We start from the raw sequence: 19,499 nt of genomic DNA on the forward strand, positions 1-19,499 counted from the left end.
TAAGATAAATAAATTTGATCTATTTGGTGTAGCAATCGATTGCCAAGTGATAGAATCCCGCGAATTTTATTTTTCGCTTTTCATATAACGACCATTTTTAAGGACATAACATGAAAAATGCTCTGCAAGGTGCGCAAATGCTGTTTGTAGCATTTGGTGCGCTTGTATTAGTGCCGCTACTGACTGGACTCGATCCCAACGTTGCACTGTTTGGCGCAGGTATCGGTACCCTTTTATTCCAACTTATTACACGCCGTTCAGTGCCAATCTTCTTAGCGTCTTCTTTCGCATTCATCGCGCCTATCATGTTTGGTATTCAAACTTGGGGTGTAGGTGCAACCATGGGAGGCCTTATGGCGGCGGGTGTTGTGTATGTACTAATGGGCGCGTTAATTAAAGTTCGTGGCGTTGGCTTCATCCATAAACTGCTTCCACCTGTCGTGGTTGGCCCTGTGATCATGGTTATCGGTTTAGGCCTTGCGCCTGTTGCGGTTAACATGGCGCTAGGTAAGACAGGCGATGGTGCGGTTCAGCTTGTTGATGCAGACGCTGCCCTGTGGATCTCTTCAATTTCACTGTTAGTGACGATTGTCATCAGTGTGTTTTCAAAAGGCTTCCTTAAGCTACTGCCAATCTTCGGTGGTATTGTTGCGGGTTACATCACCAGCTTGGTATACGGCGCGGTAGACTTCACTCCAGTAGCGCAAGCATCTTGGTTAGCACTGCCAAACTTCACAACGCCAGAGTTCAACATCAACGCTATCTTTTTTATGGTATTTGTCGCGATTGCACCTGCCGTTGAACACGTAGGTGATATGCTTGCGATATCTAACGTGACCGGTAAAGACTACCTTAAAAAACCAGGTTTACACCGCACTATTACTGGCGACGGTGTGGCAACAATTGCCGCTTCAATGCTGGGCGCGCCGCCAAACACTACGTACAGTGAAGTAACAGGCGCAGTAATGCTTACCAAAGCATTTAACCCTGTGATCATGACTTGGGCTGCAGTCACAGCCATCGTTCTTGCATTGGTTGGCAAGCTAGGCGCACTACTTCAAACGATTCCGGTTCCTGTAATGGGCGGAATCATGATTCTACTGTTTGGCTCTATCGCAACAGTGGGTCTTAACACGCTAATCAAAAACAATGTTGACCTACACAAATCACGTAACCTTGTGATTGTGGGCATTACTTTAGTCTTTGGTATTGGCGGCATGGCCTTTGGTATCGGTGACTTTAGCCTACAGGGCGTAAGCTTGTGCGGTATCGTTGCGATTCTACTTAACCTAGTACTTCCAGAAGAGCTAGGTGACAACACTGTGGTAGATAAAGCTCAAATCGATTAATGAGTCGGTAAGGCTAGATTCCAAAGAATCACAACCTAACAAGATCAAAAAAGGGAGAGCATCGAATGCTCTCCCTTTTTATTAATACGGTTAATTCAGCGAGTTAAGGAACTGTTTAGAGTCACTTAAGCTGAAACCGAATTACTTAGTACCGAAGATCTTATCGCCAGCATCGCCAAGACCAGGAACAATGTAGCCCTTGTCGTTTAGCTTCTCATCGATTGCAGCCGTGTAAAGCTCAACATCTGGGTGCGCTTTTTCTAGAGCAGCGATACCTTCAGGAGCAGCAACAAGCACAAGAATCTTAAAGTGCTTACAACCTTTCTCTTTCATCAGGTCGATAGTCGCGATCATAGAACCACCTGTCGCAAGCATTGGGTCTACCACTAGAGCAATACGCTCATCGATGTTAGATGCAAGCTTGTTGAAGTATGGTACTGGCTCAAGTGTTTCTTCGTCACGGTAGATACCAACAACGCTGATACGTGCACTTGGGATGTGCTCAAGAACGCCGTCCATCATGCCTAGACCAGCACGTAGGATTGGCACTACCGTTACTTTTTTACCTTTAATTTGGTCAACTTCTACTGGACCGTTCCAACCGTTAATCGTCACACGCTCAGTTTCAAAGTCTGATGTCGCTTCGTATGTTAGAAGGCTACCCACTTCTGTCGCTAGCTCACGAAAACGCTTAGTGCTAATCTCACCTTCACGCATCAGGCCAATTTTATGTTTTACTAGCGGGTGTTTCACTTCAACAACTTTCATTTCCAACTCCGGCAATATTTAAACAAACCTGTAGATTATACACGAACTTTGTGGTTATTTCAGAATCTTTATTCTAATAAAAAAAACCGCGCAAACGTTTGCTCTTGGTAATCAAGCCCTGTTAGAATAGCGCCGTTTTCACATCCAACTTAAGTTCGAGGACTATCCCGTGAGTGGTAATACTTCTTCTCTAAGCTACAAAGACGCTGGTGTTGATATCGACGCAGGTAATGCACTAGTAGACCGTATTAAAGGTGCTGTTAAACGCACTCGTCGCCCTGAAGTAATGGGCGGTATTGGTGGCTTTGGCGCCCTATGTGAACTTCCAACGAAATACAAAGAGCCAGTACTTGTTTCAGGTACTGATGGTGTTGGTACTAAACTTCGCCTTGCTTTGGATCTGAAAAAACACGACACCATTGGTATCGACCTAGTGGCAATGTGTGTGAACGACCTAATCGTTCAAGGTGGTGAGCCTTTATTCTTCCTAGACTACTACGCAACAGGTAAGCTAGATGTAGACACAGCAGCAGACGTTGTTTCTGGCATCGCTGAAGGTTGTGTTCAAGCTGGTTGTGCACTTATCGGTGGTGAAACCGCTGAAATGCCGGGCATGTACGAAGGCGACGACTACGATGTTGCTGGCTTCTGTGTTGGCGTTGTAGAAAAAGCTGACATCATCGACGGCACTAAAGTAGCAGCAGGCGACGCACTTATCGCTGTTGGCTCAAGTGGTCCACACTCAAACGGTTACTCTTTAATTCGTAAAGTCCTAGAAGTTTCTGGTGCTGATAAGAGTGAAGAACTAGAAGGTCGCACTATCGGTGAGCACCTACTAGAACCAACTAAGATTTACATCAAATCGGCACTTAAGATGATTGCAGAGCATGACATTCATGCTATCTCACACATCACAGGTGGTGGTTTCTGGGAAAACATCCCACGCGTACTTCCTGAAGGTACTAAAGCAGTCATTGATGGCAAGAGCTGGGAATGGCCTGCTATCTTCAACTGGCTACAAGAGAAAGGTAACGTGGAGACATTCGAAATGTACCGCACTTTCAACTGTGGTGTAGGCCTAGTTGTTGCTCTACCTAAAGATCAAGCAAACGCTGCTGTTGAACTACTGAAAGCTGAAGGCGAAAACGCTTGGGTTATCGGTGAGATCGCAAACGCTGAAGCTGGCGAAGAGCAAGTTGAAATTAAATAAGTGATACGCTCACTTACTTAGTTAATCAATGAGGACCTAATGGTCCTCATTTTGCTATTTAGCCCGCAGAAAACCTTAGTTTATGTAGGTACATTGTAAACAATTCAGTTAATCAATCGTATGACCCACTCTATGAAAAACAATCACTCAAATAAAACCAGTCACTCTCAGAAAAACATCGTTGTGTTAGTTTCAGGAAGCGGAAGTAACTTACAGGCTATTTTAGATGCCTGCGATAGCGATATGATTGATGCATCGGTTAAAGCTGTCTTCTCAAACAAAGCAGAGGCTTTTGGATTAGAACGAGCGAAAACCGAAGGTGTTGACGCCCATTCAGTGAATCCAAAAGACTTTGGTTCACGTGAAGAGTTTGACCATGAATTGATGGTTCAGATCGATGCTTACCAGCCAGATTTAATCGTACTCGCTGGCTACATGCGAATCCTGAGTTCAGAGTTTGTTCGTCACTATGCAGGGAAAATGGTCAACATCCACCCTTCTCTGTTGCCGAAATACCCAGGCCTACACACCCACCAGCGTGCCATTGATGCGCAAGACAAAGAACACGGTACTAGCGTCCACTTTGTTACCGAGGAGCTCGATGGCGGCCCTGTGATCTTGCAAGCTAAGGTGCCGGTATTTGAAGATGATGATGCTGATATGTTGGCAAGCCGAGTGCTGACTCAAGAACACTGCATTTACCCTATGGTCTGCAAGTGGTTCGCGGAAGACCGTTTATCAATGGTCAATGGACAGGCTGTGTTAGACGGTAAAGCATTAGGTAAACACGGTTACGCAGAAGAGTAATTCGTCAAACGACTCTCAGACAACAAATTGCTGAAAAACAAAAAGGCCGCTTACTGATCTTTTGGTTCAGTAAGCGGCCTCTCTTTTGTTCAGAGCAAATAATACTACCCGGAGGTTTTAGCTCAATGGCTCAGTTGGCGCTTGGCTTGCTACCTTCTTCGGCGCATAAGCGACATCTTCCAATGCTTTATGATTGTTGCCTATCAGCTCACCAAAATGAAACAGCGCATATTCGCCCGGCTTCATTCTAAACCACTCTTCATTGTCTGTTAGAGGCTGGGTTGCCACCACTGTAACCACATCATTAGGTGTAGTTTCTTCTTGGAAGTTAATCTCAACATCTTCATCAATCAGGCTCGCATTACCAAAAGGTGCGCGTCTGGTTATCCAGTACAAATGGTTAGTACAGTAAGTCATCACATACTCACCATCACTCAATAACATGTTAAATACGCCTTTCTCGCGTAGCTTGTCACAACACTCAGCCACGAAACGAAACATGCCTTCCATGTCTTGAGGTGGTTCAGGAAAACGTTCTTCTAGTTGTTTCAGTAGCCAACAAAAAGAGAGCTCACTGTCCGTTTCGCCGACAGGTCTAAAACGCCCACTCACCAGATCATCGTAATCTGATAATTGACCATTGTGAGCAAAGGTCCAGTATCGCCCCCAAAGCTCACGAGTAAAAGGGTGTGTATTCTCTAGATTAACACCACCACGGTTCGCTTGACGGATATGACTGACAACAGCTTGGCTTTTAATTGGGTAGTTTTGAACCAACTCAGCGATCTTAGATTCACAGCTCGGATTCGGATCTTTGAAGGTACGAAAACCCTTTCCCTCATAAAAGGTAATACCCCAGCCATCACGATGCGGGCCAGTGTTGCCTCCACGCTGCATAAGACCAGTAAAGCTAAAACAAATATCAGTTGGCACATTCGCGCTCATACCGAGCAATTCACACATGGTTTAATCTACTCCCTATTAAAACCAATGGAGCCAAAAAGCTGGGCTCCAAATGTCTGTAAAACTATTATTCCATCTCTTTTTCAACAAGCTGAATCACAATATGAATGATCTTAATGTGAATCTCTTGGATACGATCTGCGTAACCAAAGTGTGGTACTCGGATTTCGATATCAGCACAACCCGCCATTTTGCCGCCATCTTTACCCGTCAATGCAATCGTCTTCATGCCTTTAGCTTGAGCAGCTTCAATCGCTTTTAGAATATTGGCAGAGTTACCTGAAGTCGACAGACCGAACAACACATCACCTTTACGACCTACCGCTTCTACATAACGAGAAAATACGTGGTCGTAGCCAAAATCATTACTCACGCAAGACAGGTGGCTTGGATCTGAAATCGCAATGCCAGCGTAACCTGGACGGTTTTCACGGTATCGGCCTGTAAGCTCTTCCGCGAAGTGCATTGCATCACAGTGTGAACCACCGTTGCCACAAGAAAGCACTTTGCCCTCTTGCTTGAATGAGTCAGCAATCAGTTTTGCCGCCGCTTCAATTTGAGCGATGTTATGGTCATCACTCAGGAACTTATTCAGAACGTCAGCAGCTTCGTTTAATTCACTTTTGATTAGGTCTTGGTACATAAGACTTATCTCTTATTTTTTTTGACGCAGCTTAAAGTGCGTGAAATGAGAACTGAGGGTTTTCCCCTCTTTATAGCTGAGTTTACCCACAAACATGAAATAGTGTCGACACTTAAGCCCAAAGATTGCCACCTTAATTAACTTGTCGTTGTAAATCCGTCCAAATATTCGCCACCAACCTCTCACAATTAGAACTTTAACTCTATTGAGATCACTTTTTACTCACCTTGGAGTTTTACAAATATTTAATATTTTGTTTACACTTAACTGGTTAGACCTCTTACCTAAAATCATAACGATAAGTGATCTCTGAAAAGGAAATCGATCATGAACATATTGCTCTCCCTACTCGGCATGACAGCCATCTTAGGCGTCTGTCTTTACCATAGAGTTAGTCTTGTACGCGCGTTAATCGTATTAACTGGCGCGATGGTAGCATTAACACTGTTTGGCGGCGTGGCTGTCACCGGCTGGCTATGCTACTTGTTAGCCGTTGCGATGTTTGCAGTTCCAACTATTCGCCAAACTTTAATCAGTCAAAAAGCACTCTCTTTATTTAAGAAAGTTCTACCGGCGATGTCTCAGACAGAAAAAGAAGCACTAGAAGCCGGCACAGTATGGTGGGAAGCAGAGCTGTTCAAAGGCAAACCTGAATGGAAGAAACTTCAGAACATTGCTGACCCGAAACTCTCTGAAGCTGAGCAAGCGTTTTTAGATGGTCCAGTAAATATCGTGTGTGAAATGGTCAATGATTACCAAGTCACTCATGAGCTTGCTGATTTGCCACCAGAAGTATGGCAATACCTGAAAGACCATAAATTCTTCGCCATGATCATCAAGAAAAAATACGGCGGCTTAGAGTTCTCAGCTTACGCTCAATCTTTGGTTCTACAGAAGCTAACAGGCGTTTCTAGTGTATTGTCATCGACGGTTGGCGTACCTAACTCATTAGGCCCTGGTGAGCTTTTACAACACTACGGTACAGAAGAACAAAGAAACCACTACCTGCCTCGCCTAGCGGAAGGTAAAGAGATCCCTTGTTTCGCACTAACTAGCCCAGAGGCAGGCTCTGATGCTGGCTCTATTCCAGATTACGGTGTGGTTTGTAAAGGCGACTGGCAAGGCGAAGAAGTACTCGGCATGCGCCTAACTTGGAACAAGCGTTACATCACTCTAGCGCCTGTCGCGACGGTATTAGGCTTAGCTTTTAAACTTCGTGACCCGGATGGCCTGCTTGGTGATCAAAAAGATCTTGGTATCACTTGTGCGCTTATCCCAACGGATTTAAAAGGCGTAGAAATTGGCAACCGCCACTTCCCACTAAACGTACCTTTCCAAAATGGCCCGACGCAAGGCGACGATATCTTCGTGCCTATCGATTTCATCATTGGCGGTCAGAAAATGGCCGGTCAAGGCTGGCGTATGCTGGTTGAGTGCCTGTCGGTTGGTCGTGGTATCACACTGCCTTCAAATTCAACTGGTGGCATCAAGTCTGCCGCGCTTGCAACTGGCGCTTACGCTCGTATCCGCCGTCAGTTCAAACAGCCTATTGGCCGCATGGAAGGAGTTGAAGAGCCACTTGCACGCCTTGCAGGTAACGCTTATGTAATGGACGCTGCAAGTAACCTAACCGTTGCGGGCATCGACCTTGGTGAAAAGCCTTCGGTTATCTCTGCAATCGTTAAGTACCACTGTACTCACCGTGGCCAGCGCAGCATCATTGATGCGATGGATATCGTCGGTGGTAAAGGCATTTGTTTAGGCCCATCGAACTTCCTAGCTCGTGGCTACCAAGGCTCGCCTATCGCGATTACGGTTGAAGGCGCAAACATCCTGACTCGTTCAATGATCATCTATGGTCAAGGTGCGATTCGCTGTCACCCTTACGTACTGAACGAAATGGAAGCGGCTTATTCTGAAAGCAGCGATGCGCTTGATAAGTTTGATTCAGCGTTAGCAGGGCACGTTAGCTTTACGATGAGCAACCTAGTCCGCAGCTTGTGGTTTGGTTTAACCGATGGTCGTGGTTCTGATGCGCCAACACCTTCAAATAAAACAGATAAACAGACACAGCGTTACTACCAACAGCTAAACCGCTACAGTGCAAACCTAGCGCTACTGTCTGATATTTCAATGGCAGTTCTAGGCGGTTCACTGAAGCGTAGAGAACGTTTATCAGCAAGACTGGGTGATATCTTAAGTCAACTTTACCTCGGCTCAGCAACGCTGAAACGCTTTGAAAGCGAAGGCAGCCACGCTGAAGATCTACCGTTAGTACATTGGGGGATGCAAGATAGCTTACGTCAGACTGAAGTGGCGATTGATGAGTTCTTAGCGAACTTCCCTAACCCTGTGATTGGTCGTCTGCTTCGTGTTGTGCTAATGCCATTCGGTCGTATCCGTCGTGCTCCAAACGACAAGCTCGATAGCAAAGTTGCGCACATTCTACAAACACCAAGCGAAACACGCTCTCGTATCGGTCGCGGCCAATACTTAGAAGCGACGGAATACAACCCAGTAGGTAAGATTGAAAAAGCGCTAGAAGTGATTCTTCAAGCTGAACCTCTGTTCGACAAAGTCTGCAAAGAGACACATCAAAAACGTGCCTTCTTACGACTTGATCTTGTTGCTCAGTTGGGACTTGAGAAAGGTATCTTAACGCAAGACGAAGCAAATCTTCTGATTAGCGCTGAGGAACATAGACTGTACACGATTAACGTGGATGACTTCTCACCAGAGGAGCTTGCAGCAAAGTCTCAGTACCCAGACCAATCGATTGATAACGTCGCTTAAGGCCAGAAAAAGAAACAAAAACGGGACTCCTATGAGTCCCGTTTTTTTGTTCATGATTTCGTTGCCACAAATTCCAATGCTTTATCTAGCGGCTTATTCTCTCTAGACAATCTAATCATCTAAGCGAGTTACTTGGGCGCCTTGAGCTGCATCTCAGGTAACGCTTTTTTCTTCGCCTTGACCTTACGAACCACAAACCAAATCAATAAGCCCAATAGAATAGCGACCACATTACCCACCGCAATAATGATCATACTGCGCTGTCTGTCATCTTCACGTTTTTGAAGGATCATCAACTCTGTTGCGATACGCTTCTGTTCAGCAAGAGCTTCTTCTTGAAGACGTCGTGACTCTGCTAAGTCGATATCTTCAACAACGCTGTACGACTGCTCGGTAATTGGAAAAATCAGCGGGCGCTGACTTGAAGCATCAGTGGCATAAACCATCCCTGACCAATTATAAATTCCTAAATCGCCATTATAAGGCACCTCTAAAGCGACTTTCATTGCGTCGACTTCAGCTTGCCCCTGCTTGTACATCACATATTCATCAGAAGCCTTGTGCTCAACATGAACCGCTAACGAGCTCGGTGCAATCATCCCCTGTTCACCAGACACCACAATAGTATGAGGTAAACCCTCTTTTCGTGATTGAATGAAGGTGCTAGTGATCGGTGTTGGGTAAACCAAGACTTCTTGCTCTTGCGCTCGCAGGAACACGCCATTACCAGAGGTAATACGCGCTCGGTATTTACCGGGCTCGATATCAATTGGCAAAGAGACAGTGAACACACCATCTCCGGCCTTTTCATCAAGATCAGCGCCATCATCGGCAAACTCGCCCATCACAACCGGCACCGGGCGCGCTTCTCTCACCAAAGACTCTTCGTTTTCAACAAACTTAGTAAAGGTAACCTTAAGCTTCACGCGATCGAGAAAATCGCGCAGCACCAGCGGCTTGCCATCAGAAGTCAGTCGAGCGGTAAATTTGATGCGCTCTGTTTGATACAACTTATCTGGGAACTCATTAGCATCCAAAACAAGATGAGACAGCAGCTTGATATTGTTCTTAGGGGAAACTTTACCTATCGCTTGCCAAGGGCCGGGCATCGGATTGTCGATAGAGATAATGTCCATGGACGATTCTTCGTACCAACGGACATTATCAGCATTGCGCCAAGAGTAGTATTTCTTGCCATCAGGGCGAACCAAAACGACAGGTTTAGAGTTATCGGCTCGATAAATCACAAAGGTGACTTGTTCAATACTGGGATCAACTCTAAAACGGTTGTCCAATAAACTCATAACGGATTCTGTTGCTGCATGTAAGCCAAAACTTAACAGCAATAAGCAACCGGTAGCCAATACCCTTAACATACTTTCTCCCTACTGACGCCAGAGGCAGCTTCCGCTTTTCTCGACGAGATCTAAACGACTTTGATGCGCTTCTACTTCATCGGCCGTAGCTCGTAAAACCTTTAGGGATTTTCGACCACTTTCTACTCTTCGTATGCTTTCGGCTTCGCCTTCCTGTTGACCAGCGTTAAATTGCAGCGAAGTTTGACCACCCGTCATCAATAAGTAGACGTCGGCTAGGATCTCCGCATCGAGCAATGCGCCGTGGAGAGTGCGGTGCGAGTTATCGATACCGTAACGGTCACATAAGATATCTAGGTTGTTTCTTTTACCTGGGAATATCTTCTTCGCCATTGCCAAGGTATCGGTAACTTTACAGTAGTCATCCGTTTTACCTATCGCTGGGTTGAGCTTCTCAAACTCATAGTCCATGAAGCCCGTATCGAAGGGCGCGTTATGAGCCACCAGCTCCGCACCTTTGATAAAGTCGAGAAACTCTTTATGAATGTCTTGGTATTCAGGCTTATCAATCAAGAATTCATCGGTAATACCGTGAACGCCAATCGCCTCTTCTTGAATCGCACGATCGGGCTTGATGTAGACGTGGAAATGACGCCCGGTCAGCCTACGGTTGATGATCTCTACTGCACCAATTTCAACGATGCGGTGACCCATATAGTGAGGGCCACCTTCTGTATTCATACCGGTGGTTTCGGTATCGAGTACAACAATGCGCTTATTTTCGTTCGAACTGTTTTTTTCGTTCGTGCTTTGTTCTGGAGTGCTACTGGTATTCATAAGGATAACTGTGTCAGACTATGCCGATAATGTGCTTGAGGTAATAGTATCAAATCATGACGAAACAAGTTGAAATTTTCACTGATGGTTCTTGTTTAGGCAACCCTGGTCCCGGCGGCTATGGCATCGTACTTCGCTACAAAAAAGTCGAGAAGACGCTAGCAGAAGGTTTCACGCTAACAACCAATAACCGTATGGAAATGCTCGCCGCTGTCGTTGCTCTCCAAGCCCTCAAAGAACCTTGCTCTGTGATTCTGACCACGGATAGCCAATACGTTCGCCAAGGCATCACACAGTGGATCCACAACTGGAAAAAGCGTGACTGGAAAACCGCCGACAAGAAACCGGTTAAAAACGCAGACCTGTGGCAAAGGCTCGATAAAGAAACTGCTCGTCATAGTGTTGATTGGCGCTGGGTAAAAGGACACGCCGGACACAGAGAAAACGAAATGTGTGATGATTTAGCGCGAAATGCAGCGGAGAATCCGACTCTAGAAGATACGGGCTATCAACCAAGCTAATCGTCTTTTTAATTAGACGCACATTTAAGAAAGCGATTTATAATTTCTTAAACTAATTGACAATTTCTCAATCGAATTGATAGATGAAAAGCCGACAACTAATCGGCTTTTTCTGTTTTTAGCGGATATGACGCTTTGGCTGAATCCATTGTACGGCGCGTATTGGTTCTAAAACTTGCCCCAACAGGCGAGAAACGTCGCTTAAGGTGCCAATGTGGTTTGATGGGTTTTAGCGGGTAAGTACGCTTGCGAGCAACAATAAAGTATTGGCTTCCGGCGAAGGATGCACAACCACCTAAGCTGTTCTCCAACCACGTCCACATCGCTTGATACTTACTCATCGGAAACAGCGCGTAGGTGTCACAATGAATTACTTCATAGTTAAGTACACCTAACCAGTCTTTAATTCGACTTGGCGTGTACATACGCCCACTCCAAGGCAAGCTGTTCTTTCGCCAAGGCATCAAACTGGCAAGCCCAGTGACACTGATTGGGTTGAAGCCCGTGATAATGATATAGCCATCGTCCATCATCACTCGATCGACTTCTCTCAATAAGCGATGCGGGTCATTGCTATAATCTAGCTGATGACTCAGTACTACAACATCAAAGCTTTTCTCCAAAAAGGGTAAATTATAGCCATCCGCTATCACATTATGTAATGGGTTCTGGATATCTAGGTTTACTTGATGTTGAATGTTGCATGTGCAGCTAGAAATCTCACTACTGAGGCCACCGAGCTTGAGCATATGGTAACCAAATAGCTTTGGGCACCACTCATCGAGTCGAGTTTGAATAGATTCTCTCAACCAGTCCCCATTGTGCAATTGCGCCCAAGTGTAAGGACGTTCAAACTTCTTTCTGCTACGTGCTGGCTTCATCAATAATCTGTCTCACTTATTCTGTCGCACTAATAGTGACTGGAGAACCAATAATGTTACATATCAAAAGCATACCTGCATTTAACGACAATTACATCTGGCTGATTCAAAATAGCGATCGCCGTTGTGCTGTCGTCGACCCTGGTGATGCGGCTCCAGTATTAGAGTACTTGGCACACCATGAGCTAACTTTAGATGCAATCTTGATTACACACCACCACCACGATCACATTGGTGGTGTTCCAGAACTCGTTAGACAATTTCCCGGCGTGGATGTTGTCGGTCCAAGGAATGAACCTATCCCTACCTTAACTCATCCGGTCGATGATGGTGATCAATTAGAACTGTTTGGCGAAGTATTCCTCGTCCTAGGGCTCAGTGGCCATACTGCGGGTCATATTGGTTATGTGGGCGATGCCAAACTGTTTTGTGGTGATGTGTTGTTCTCTGCGGGCTGTGGCCGAATCATGGAAGGCACACCACAACAGATGTTCGATGCACTGAATAAGATCACGGCTCTGCCTCAAGAAACCGAAGTTTATTGTGCACATGAGTACACTGCAGCCAATATCGCTTTCGCATTAGCCGTAGAGCCTGATAACCAACATTTGCAGCAATATCGCGACCAAGTGAACCGACTTCGCGCTCAAAATAAGTCGACCATCCCCACAAATTTGAGACAAGAGAAGTTTGTGAACCCCTTCCTGCGCTATACCGAGCCAAGTGTAGTGAAATCAGTGTCTAATCGCACCGAGCAGACCGATCCTTTATCGGTATTCACCGCTTTACGTGCGTGGAAGAACGAATTTTAACAAATACAGACTTGTCACTCATAGGGGGTGGCAAGTATTATCATCGGCCGTTAATTAAAAAGGCTGTAACATGCGAGTTAAGTACAGCTGGGCTTTGGTATTACTACTTTCTGGTTGCCAATTAACTCAGTCAGAGAATCCAGACCAAGCTTCCGAGCAAACCAACACATCTCCTACTAAAGAAGTTTCTCAAGCGAACGTTTCATCAGAAGCAACAGCCAAAGAAGATCAAAAAGTTGAAGCACCTGTCGTTACTCCACAAACACAAGAAGATGTTTGGAAACGCATTGCGATGCAACTTGAAATGGAAGTGCCAGACCAAAAGAAGGTCGACTACTACCGAACTTGGTATCTCAAGCACCCGAGTCATCTAAAAACAGTATCAAAGCGTGCTGAACCTTTCTTGTATCTGATCACGACTAAGATTGAAGAAAAAGGCTTACCACTAGAATTGGCACTACTACCCGTTGTAGAAAGCTCTTTCGATGCGTTTGCCTACTCTCATGGCAGTGCTGCTGGTCTATGGCAATTCATTTCAGGCACTGGCAAAGACTACGGGCTTGAACAGAACTTTTGGTATGACGGCCGCCGCGATGTTGCCGCCTCTACCGACGCCGCATTGGACTTCCTCTCAGATCTTAACCGACGTTTCGATGGCGACTGGAATCATGCGATTGCTGCCTATAACAGTGGTGGTGGTCGAGTAAACAGCGCAATCCGCAAGAACAAGAAGCTTGGCAAGCCAATCGACTTTTTCTCTTTGGACTTACCAAAAGAGACCAGCAGCTATGTACCTAAACTGCTTGCTCTAGCAGATGTCATTGCCAACCAAGAAAAGTATGGCATCGATATTCCGGCGATCCCGAATAAGCCAGTGCTGACTCTGGTTAACCCTGAAGAACAGCTTGATTTAGCCATTGCTGCGAACTACGCAGGCATTCCTGTCAAAGAACTTCAAGGTTACAACCCGGCTTACAACCAATGGGCAACGGCACCAGAGAAACACCAACAACTATTACTTCCTTTAGATTCAGTTGAGAAATTCAACAAAGAAGTCGCTGCCAATAAAGGCAAAGGCATGAAGTTGGTGCGTTACAAGGTTCAATCTGGTGACAGCATTAGCGTACTGGCAAGCAAATATAACACCACCAGCAAAGTGATCCGCTCTGCAAACGGTTTGAGCAACAACAATATTCGTATTGGCCAGCACTTACTTATCCCAACATCCACCAAAGACGACAAGACATACGCCCTAAGCGCCTCAAACCGCCTAGCAAGCACACAGTCGAAGAGTCGTGGTCAATATAAGCTCAGCCATACTGTAAGAAGTGGTGACAGCCTATGGACGATTGCACGCGCAAATAAGGTCTCTCATCAATCACTGGCTAAGTGGAATGGCATGGGACCACGCGACACGCTTAGAGTTGGTCAAGAACTGGTCATTTGGAAGAACGGCTCAGACGGCGCCATCATCCGTACGATCTTTTATAACGTAAGATCAGGTGACACAGTCAGCGGTATTGCATCAAAGTTCAAAGTAAAAAGTACAGATGTTGTAAAATGGAACACTTTGCAGAACAAAAAATACCTACAGCCAGGACAAAAACTGAAGCTGTATGTTGATGTAACTAAGGTAAGTGTATGAACCCGTCAAGTAACCCACTCGTCATGCTGTTGGATATATTCCGTTCGCCAACAGCTTGTTTCTTAGCGCTTTATCAACGAAGTGCTTGGGGATGGCAACCCTACGTCGTATTAATGCTCAGCCCATTTTTGTTTTGGGGTGCTTATTTTTCGAATGTAGATTTTGCATGGTTAAGTGCAGAGCTCTCGCAGCAACTGGCTCAAACGAACCCTGACCAATTGGCGTTACTTGACAGCAATACCTTACTCGCAAGTGAAATCATCAGCGACGTATTTGGCCGAACATTAACCATCGTTCTATTGGCATTCTGGTTTAACCTAGCAACCAAGCCAAGCCAACATCAGCACAGCTTTTGGCGATGGTTTGCAGCGGCATCGGTTGTTATATTCCCAGCTGTTTTAGGTGATGTAGCAAGCTACGCAAGCCTGATACTCAAGCATGGACATGTGATGAACTACGCTGCCGACTTGAACAGCTTAAATGGCTTGATCAAGTTACCGCTAACTAATGATTGGTCACAGTTTGCTAGCTCATTACCACTGCTTCTGCCATGGTACATCGTGCTAGGTTATGCTGCGGTATTAACGTGGACTGAGTTTGAACGCGGGCAAGCGCTTGTGATTTCAGGCTTACCATGGGTTGGCTACTACCTAATCTGGGCGCTCTACATTTTAATCTTTTAAGTATAATAGATAAGGCTAACGAAGACTCTCTAGCCTATTGTTCCGTTAGATTTCCCAAGGTAACCACCGTGCGAATGGTTAAGTTCCAATGACTAATAGCTAATCACTATTTAGCCTTAAAGGTCACTCGCATAGGGTTATGATCAGAAGCGTCCGTAATGGGCGCTTTTGCTTTTTCTACCTCTAGCCCTCGATAGAACACATGGTCGAGCACCAGTCCTGTAATGAACTGAGTTCTGTTATCTGGCTCAAAGGCAACTTCCGTCAAACCAACCTTCTCCAACGCATCTTTCAATACAGCAACGCGAGCTTCACTCCAGCTATTAAAGTCCCCAGCAAAAATAACCGGCCCACGATACTTTTGCAGATTGTCAGTTAAGCTCTTGAGCTGAGCCTCGTAATCTTCCGTACCAAAGGTAAAGTTCACAGCGTGGATATTAATCACAGCCAGCTCTTCGCCATTGTTTAGTTGGTAACGCGACCAAAGCGCCGATTTAGGCAGTTGAAGCCAAGGTTCTTCATGAGTATAAGCACACGCTTCAATCGGTAAATGGGTTGCTAGGTTGAGTACCCCAGCACTTTGCTCAAAGGCCTCAAACGCATTAACACGTGTGCTTCCCCACTGTCCGCTCATTACCCATTGGCGAAGTCCTTCTGTCATACTAGCTTCTTGCAGCAAGACTAAATCGCTACCTGCCGACAGCTTATTTAACTCACTCTGCCAATTATTTCGGTTTTGCTTGTAGATATTCCACACCGTAATGTCTAAGCCATCAGACACATCAATCGCTTTCGGTGCAGAGTTTTGGTAGCAACTGTAGATGTCGTTACTGGTACTTTGAGAGGAAGTGATCAGGTTGGGTTTATTCGGGATCACGAAGATAAAATGAAAACTAACGACAGCAAGCGTTATCAATAACGTGATAACAATGATGGTTTTCTTAAACATACAGCACCCTACCAGAGATGAAAAAGGAGCGATAAACGCTCCTTTTAGGGTAATAGTTTTTTTATACGGCGTCTTCGTCTTCTTCGCCAGTACGAATACGTACCACACGTTCAACTTCAGTAATGAAGATCTTACCGTCACCAATTTTACCTGTTTGAGCCGTCTCAATGATGGTATCAACACATTGGTCAGCCACTTCGTCGGTCACAACGATTTCTAGTTTCACTTTAGGTAAAAAGTCGACCATGTACTCTGCGCCGCGGTATAGCTCAGTATGACCTTTTTGACGTCCAAAGCCTTTAACTTCAGATACTGTCATACCCGTAATACCCACTTCTGCAAGTGCTTCACGTACATCATCAAGTTTGAATGGCTTGATAATGGCTTCAATCTTTTTCATGTTCATCCCTTAAACTGTGCGAATGGCTCATTATCGGTTAGCTATAGTAAACATTCAATGAAAAAAGCCAGAGCTTTAAAGCTCTGGCTCGAAATTTATCATCTTGTTTAATCAGCGCTTTGAGAAGGTTTTACTTAAGGCTTGCGTAGTAAGCGGCTAGATTCGCGATGTCTTCATCACTCAGCATTGAAGCTTGAGCCTGCATTACAGCGGCCAAACCGCCGGTGCGCTGGCCATTCTTATAGGCCTTAATTGATGAAGCGATGTATTGCTCGTTTTGACCTTTAAGGTTTGGATAGCCAGGGATCACTGCGATACCGTCTGCACCATGACATGCCGCACAGATTGCTGCTTTAGCTTGACCCGCAGCAACATCAGCCGCCAGAGCGTTACCACTCAATAGTCCAAATCCAAGAACTAATCCTAGTGTAATTTTCTTCATTGCATATTCCATTAATTATTTTTATTAAAGTGACGGTGAATTGTGACATAAACTTTTTCTACTTGCTCCAAAGCGCTTCACAATCTTGACCTTCGTAGTTTTTATCTACGAATAAGCCTAAAACAGCGATCACTCGATCGCCATCCATTAATATCGGCGTTCTGCGTCTTAACCAACTGGGTACTTGGTACTCTTGAAACAACTTCTTAAGCTTCCTGCTATGACCGCGCCCAACAGGGTGTGCTGACAATCCCTCAGGGTTAAATATCACTCGCAGTGTTCCTCTCGTTGTGTTGAGACTAAAATGTTGCGCATCACAGTGGTTAGATACACCATCACTCGCCGCTGAAGTTAAGTGTAGTTCCCCTAAACCGTCAGGCAAAACTAAGCTCTCTTCCATCGAGATATCACTTTGCCAGTTCGACAAGTCTTTGGTCTCTTTGACGACATAGAGCTGATGATTAAAACGTCTAACCTCAACCTCATTCAACACCAGCTTAGGGTTGGCGTCTGCCTGAGCACATGCCACCTCATCCCATATAAGTTTGAGCTGCTTTTGGCTCGGCATCGGTTGATTACAGCGGCTCAGCCACATTCTTAATAAGCGTGCACGCAGTAAATCAGAGTGCTGAGATAATACCTCAATACTTAAGCTGTGCTTCTCAGTCAAAGCTTGTTGTAAGTGAGATTCTAACAACTCATCCAACAGTAACTCTTGCTCTGCACATAGCTGAGCACTACGACTGACCGATTCTCGAAAACTAGGCCAACGCTCGGTCAGTGTCGGAGTGACTTGATGACGAATAAAATTACGGTCAAAGCGAACGTCTTGATTACTCTCATCTTCTATCCAAGTTAAAGCCATATCGCGCGCCGCCCCTTCAATATCCGTTCTCGTCACCGACAGCAGTGGGCGAACGATATGAGCACCTGAAAATGGCATCACTTTCGCCATTGAAGAGAGCCCTTTCGGACCACTGCCACGCTTAAGAGCTAACAAGAAGGTCTCGACTTGGTCATCGATGTGCTGGCCTGTCACTAACACATCACCTTGTCTAATATGCTTTTTAAGGGCTTGGTATCGCGCGTCTCGAGCCAGCTTTTCAACGCTTTCTCCACGGCTAATATCTAGCGAGACTCGTTCAATGAACAAGGATACCGACACAGCATCACACCATGTTTTGCACTGCTCTGCCCAATAATCAGCATTGTTGCTTAAGCCGTGGTGAACATGTACCGCACAGCAATCGATGTGATGGGACTTAGCGAATTGGGCAGCCAACTCCAACAACACTCGTGAATCGACACCACCACTGAAAGCGACGATCAACCGACAAGGCTTAAGCGCGCTTTGATCAAGTACAGATGTGAAGGTATCAATTAAGTGTGTCATGAGGCTAATAAACCAAGAGATCGTGTGTTAAGGGATAATGTTTTAATAATAAAAAAGGGTTGGCACTGAGTCCAACCCTTTCATCATTTGTTCGTATAGCTAGCCTTATCGCTAAGGCAAGTTATCAGCAGTAGCCGTAGCTCATTAGACGCTGGTAACGACGCTCAAGCAGCGTTTCGTTATCAAACTGCTCTAGCTCTTCTAGCTGTTTAACTAACATGTCTTTCATGTTTTGAGCGGTTTGTGCAGGGTCGCGGTGCGCGCCACCTAGAGGCTCAGGAATGATTTCGTCGATAAGCTCAAGCTCTTTAAGACGAGGAGCAATCAGGCCCATCGCTTCAGCTGCTTGTGGTGCTTTATCTGAATCGCGCCATAAGATTGAAGCACAACCTTCTGGAGAGATTACTGAGTACGTAGAGTACTGAAGCATGTTCACGTAGTCACCAACACCAATCGCTAGTGCACCACCAGAACCGCCTTCACCCACAACGTTACAGATAACAGGAACTGAAAGGCCAGCCATCACTTTTAGGTTTTTAGCGATAGCTTCAGATTGACCACGCTCTTCAGCACCAACACCTGGGTATGCGCCCGCTGTGTCTATGAAAGTAATAATAGGCATGTTGAAACGCTCAGCAGTTTCCATTAGACGTAGCGCCTTACGGTAACCTTCTGGCTTTGGCATACCAAAGTTACGGATCACTTTCTCTTTAGTCTCACGACCTTTCTGGTGACCAATAACCATAACAGGACGGCCATTTAGACGAGCCATACCACCCACAATAGCTTTGTCGTCAGCGTAAGCGCGATCGCCCGCCATCTCTTCAAACTCTGTGAATGCATGCTCCAGGTAATCTTTGGTGTAAGGACGTTGAGGGTGACGAGCAAGTTGAGCTACCTGCCATGCACCTAAGTCACTAAAGATTTTCTGTTTAAGCTCTAAGCTTTTTTTCTCTAGTTGTTCGATTTCTTTGTCTAGATCTACCGCTGTGTCACCACCGTGACGCGAAACGTCACGTAGCGCTTCGATTTTTGCTTCAAGTTCAGCGATAGGCTTTTCAAATTCTAGAAAGTTCAGGCTCATCTA

Annotated in this window: 19 protein-coding genes; 8 read left to right on the plus strand and 11 right to left on the minus strand. The window is 45.5% G+C overall.

All coding sequences use genetic code 11. The annotated features are described in order from the left end of the window. The first annotated feature begins 110 nt into the window (after positions 1-110). On the plus strand, positions 111-1,349 hold the full coding sequence (locus AB4351_RS08850) for a uracil-xanthine permease family protein (RefSeq protein WP_017060715.1): 1,239 nt from the start codon (positions 111-113) through the stop codon (positions 1,347-1,349). A 141-nt stretch (positions 1,350-1,490) separates the two neighbouring features. Here the strand turns inward: AB4351_RS08850 and upp are convergent, their stop codons facing one another. Beyond that, on the minus strand, positions 1,491-2,117 hold the full coding sequence (gene upp, locus AB4351_RS08855; RefSeq protein ID WP_017060716.1) for a uracil phosphoribosyltransferase: 627 nt from the start codon (positions 2,115-2,117) through the stop codon (positions 1,491-1,493). A 169-nt stretch (positions 2,118-2,286) separates the two neighbouring features. Between upp and purM the strand changes: the two genes are divergently transcribed. Both purM and purN read left to right on the plus strand, forming a co-directional pair. Then, the gene (gene purM, locus AB4351_RS08860) at positions 2,287-3,327 is read left to right on the plus strand and encodes a phosphoribosylformylglycinamidine cyclo-ligase (protein WP_372125668.1); all 1,041 of its coding nucleotides are present in this window, start codon (positions 2,287-2,289) and stop codon (positions 3,325-3,327) included. Positions 3,328-3,459: 132 nt separating this feature from the next. Continuing rightward, positions 3,460-4,134 carry a phosphoribosylglycinamide formyltransferase gene (purN, locus tag AB4351_RS08865; RefSeq protein WP_372125670.1) on the plus strand — a complete coding sequence of 225 codons (675 nt, stop codon included), beginning with the start codon at positions 3,460-3,462 and terminating at the stop codon, positions 4,132-4,134. A 117-nt stretch (positions 4,135-4,251) separates the two neighbouring features. On the opposite strand, the gene AB4351_RS08870 is transcribed toward purN, so the two are convergent. Then, the gene (locus tag AB4351_RS08870; protein ID WP_372125672.1) at positions 4,252-5,097 is read right to left on the minus strand and encodes a class II glutamine amidotransferase; all 846 of its coding nucleotides are present in this window, start codon (positions 5,095-5,097) and stop codon (positions 4,252-4,254) included. 67 nt (positions 5,098-5,164) lie between these two features. Then, positions 5,165-5,740: a D-sedoheptulose 7-phosphate isomerase gene (gene lpcA, locus AB4351_RS08875; protein ID WP_017063379.1), complete on the minus strand. Its 576-nt coding sequence runs from the start codon at positions 5,738-5,740 to the stop codon at positions 5,165-5,167. Positions 5,741-6,067: 327 nt separating this feature from the next. On the opposite strand from lpcA, the gene fadE reads away from it, so the two are divergent. Beyond that, positions 6,068-8,533, plus strand: coding sequence for an acyl-CoA dehydrogenase FadE (gene fadE, locus AB4351_RS08880; protein WP_372125674.1), 2,466 nt, complete (start codon positions 6,068-6,070; stop codon positions 8,531-8,533). 128 nt (positions 8,534-8,661) lie between these two features. Here the strand turns inward: fadE and AB4351_RS08885 are convergent, their stop codons facing one another. Together AB4351_RS08885 and dnaQ are read right to left on the minus strand one after the other, a co-directional pair. Next, on the minus strand, positions 8,662-9,909 hold the full coding sequence (locus AB4351_RS08885; protein ID WP_065583988.1) for a TIGR03503 family protein: 1,248 nt from the start codon (positions 9,907-9,909) through the stop codon (positions 8,662-8,664). Between the two features lie 9 nt (positions 9,910-9,918). After that, a complete protein-coding gene (gene dnaQ, locus AB4351_RS08890) occupies positions 9,919-10,686 on the minus strand; it encodes a DNA polymerase III subunit epsilon (RefSeq protein WP_017060722.1) in 768 nt (255 codons plus the stop codon). 56 nt (positions 10,687-10,742) lie between these two features. Between dnaQ and rnhA the strand changes: the two genes are divergently transcribed. Continuing rightward, positions 10,743-11,207, plus strand: a complete 465-nt coding sequence (rnhA, locus tag AB4351_RS08895; protein ID WP_017060723.1) for a ribonuclease HI — start codon at positions 10,743-10,745, stop codon at positions 11,205-11,207. A 98-nt stretch (positions 11,208-11,305) separates the two neighbouring features. Here the strand turns inward: rnhA and AB4351_RS08900 are convergent, their stop codons facing one another. Continuing rightward, entirely contained in the window at positions 11,306-12,088 is a 783-nt protein-coding gene (locus AB4351_RS08900; protein ID WP_017060724.1) for a class I SAM-dependent methyltransferase, read from the minus strand. A gap of 53 nt (positions 12,089-12,141) precedes the next feature. On the opposite strand from AB4351_RS08900, the gene gloB reads away from it, so the two are divergent. The 3 genes from gloB to AB4351_RS08915 all read left to right on the plus strand — a co-directional run bounded on the left by gloB (position 12,142) and on the right by AB4351_RS08915 (position 15,228). After that, positions 12,142-12,900 carry a hydroxyacylglutathione hydrolase gene (gene gloB / locus AB4351_RS08905; protein WP_017060725.1) on the plus strand — a complete coding sequence of 253 codons (759 nt, stop codon included), beginning with the start codon at positions 12,142-12,144 and terminating at the stop codon, positions 12,898-12,900. 70 nt (positions 12,901-12,970) lie between these two features. After that, entirely contained in the window at positions 12,971-14,545 is a 1,575-nt protein-coding gene (locus tag AB4351_RS08910) for a LysM peptidoglycan-binding domain-containing protein (protein WP_017063374.1), read from the plus strand. Further along, positions 14,542-15,228: a YIP1 family protein gene (locus AB4351_RS08915; protein WP_017060727.1), complete on the plus strand. Its 687-nt coding sequence runs from the start codon at positions 14,542-14,544 to the stop codon at positions 15,226-15,228. Before AB4351_RS08910 ends, AB4351_RS08915 begins: the two co-directional genes overlap by 4 nt. A 106-nt stretch (positions 15,229-15,334) precedes the next feature. On the opposite strand, the gene AB4351_RS08920 is transcribed toward AB4351_RS08915, so the two are convergent. The 5 genes from AB4351_RS08920 to accA all read right to left on the minus strand — a co-directional run bounded on the left by AB4351_RS08920 (position 15,335) and on the right by accA (position 19,496). After that, on the minus strand, positions 15,335-16,177 hold the full coding sequence (locus AB4351_RS08920; protein WP_137001219.1) for an endonuclease/exonuclease/phosphatase family protein: 843 nt from the start codon (positions 16,175-16,177) through the stop codon (positions 15,335-15,337). Positions 16,178-16,238: 61 nt separating this feature from the next. Beyond that, positions 16,239-16,577: a nitrogen regulatory protein P-II gene (gene glnB / locus AB4351_RS08925; protein WP_017063373.1), complete on the minus strand. Its 339-nt coding sequence runs from the start codon at positions 16,575-16,577 to the stop codon at positions 16,239-16,241. A 130-nt stretch (positions 16,578-16,707) separates the two neighbouring features. Then, positions 16,708-17,031, minus strand: coding sequence for a cytochrome c (locus tag AB4351_RS08930; RefSeq protein WP_170791809.1), 324 nt, complete (start codon positions 17,029-17,031; stop codon positions 16,708-16,710). A gap of 46 nt (positions 17,032-17,077) precedes the next feature. Then, on the minus strand, positions 17,078-18,412 hold the full coding sequence (gene tilS, locus AB4351_RS08935) for a tRNA lysidine(34) synthetase TilS (protein WP_372098325.1): 1,335 nt from the start codon (positions 18,410-18,412) through the stop codon (positions 17,078-17,080). Between the two features lie 124 nt (positions 18,413-18,536). Further along, positions 18,537-19,496 carry an acetyl-CoA carboxylase carboxyl transferase subunit alpha gene (gene accA, locus AB4351_RS08940; RefSeq protein WP_017060731.1) on the minus strand — a complete coding sequence of 320 codons (960 nt, stop codon included), beginning with the start codon at positions 19,494-19,496 and terminating at the stop codon, positions 18,537-18,539. Positions 19,497-19,499 lie beyond the last annotated feature (3 nt).

The organism is Vibrio sp. 10N.261.51.F11, assembly GCF_041471665.1.
Classification (GTDB): Bacteria; Pseudomonadota; Gammaproteobacteria; order Enterobacterales; family Vibrionaceae; genus Vibrio; species Vibrio crassostreae_C.

Bases quoted from the DNA above. Each gene is read 5' to 3' on its own strand.
- AB4351_RS08850 (WP_017060715.1), top strand. From the start codon at position 111: ATGAAAAATGCTCTGCAAGGTGCGCAAATGCTGTTTGTAGCATTTGGT.
- upp (WP_017060716.1), bottom strand. From the start codon at position 2,117: ATGAAAGTTGTTGAAGTGAAACACCCGCTAGTAAAACATAAAATTGGC.
- purN (WP_372125670.1), top strand. From the start codon at position 3,460: ATGAAAAACAATCACTCAAATAAAACCAGTCACTCTCAGAAAAACATC.
- AB4351_RS08870 (WP_372125672.1), bottom strand. From the start codon at position 5,097: ATGTGTGAATTGCTCGGTATGAGCGCGAATGTGCCAACTGATATTTGT.
- lpcA (WP_017063379.1), bottom strand. From the start codon at position 5,740: ATGTACCAAGACCTAATCAAAAGTGAATTAAACGAAGCTGCTGACGTT.
- fadE (WP_372125674.1), top strand. From the start codon at position 6,068: ATGAACATATTGCTCTCCCTACTCGGCATGACAGCCATCTTAGGCGTC.
- AB4351_RS08885 (WP_065583988.1), bottom strand. From the start codon at position 9,909: ATGTTAAGGGTATTGGCTACCGGTTGCTTATTGCTGTTAAGTTTTGGC.
- dnaQ (WP_017060722.1), bottom strand. From the start codon at position 10,686: ATGAATACCAGTAGCACTCCAGAACAAAGCACGAACGAAAAAAACAGT.
- rnhA (WP_017060723.1), top strand. From the start codon at position 10,743: ATGACGAAACAAGTTGAAATTTTCACTGATGGTTCTTGTTTAGGCAAC.
- AB4351_RS08900 (WP_017060724.1), bottom strand. From the start codon at position 12,088: ATGAAGCCAGCACGTAGCAGAAAGAAGTTTGAACGTCCTTACACTTGG.
- gloB (WP_017060725.1), top strand. From the start codon at position 12,142: ATGTTACATATCAAAAGCATACCTGCATTTAACGACAATTACATCTGG.
- AB4351_RS08910 (WP_017063374.1), top strand. From the start codon at position 12,971: ATGCGAGTTAAGTACAGCTGGGCTTTGGTATTACTACTTTCTGGTTGC.
- AB4351_RS08915 (WP_017060727.1), top strand. From the start codon at position 14,542: ATGAACCCGTCAAGTAACCCACTCGTCATGCTGTTGGATATATTCCGT.
- AB4351_RS08920 (WP_137001219.1), bottom strand. From the start codon at position 16,177: ATGTTTAAGAAAACCATCATTGTTATCACGTTATTGATAACGCTTGCT.
- glnB (WP_017063373.1), bottom strand. From the start codon at position 16,577: ATGAAAAAGATTGAAGCCATTATCAAGCCATTCAAACTTGATGATGTA.
- AB4351_RS08930 (WP_170791809.1), bottom strand. From the start codon at position 17,031: ATGGAATATGCAATGAAGAAAATTACACTAGGATTAGTTCTTGGATTT.
- tilS (WP_372098325.1), bottom strand. From the start codon at position 18,412: ATGACACACTTAATTGATACCTTCACATCTGTACTTGATCAAAGCGCG.
- accA (WP_017060731.1), bottom strand. From the start codon at position 19,496: ATGAGCCTGAACTTTCTAGAATTTGAAAAGCCTATCGCTGAACTTGAA.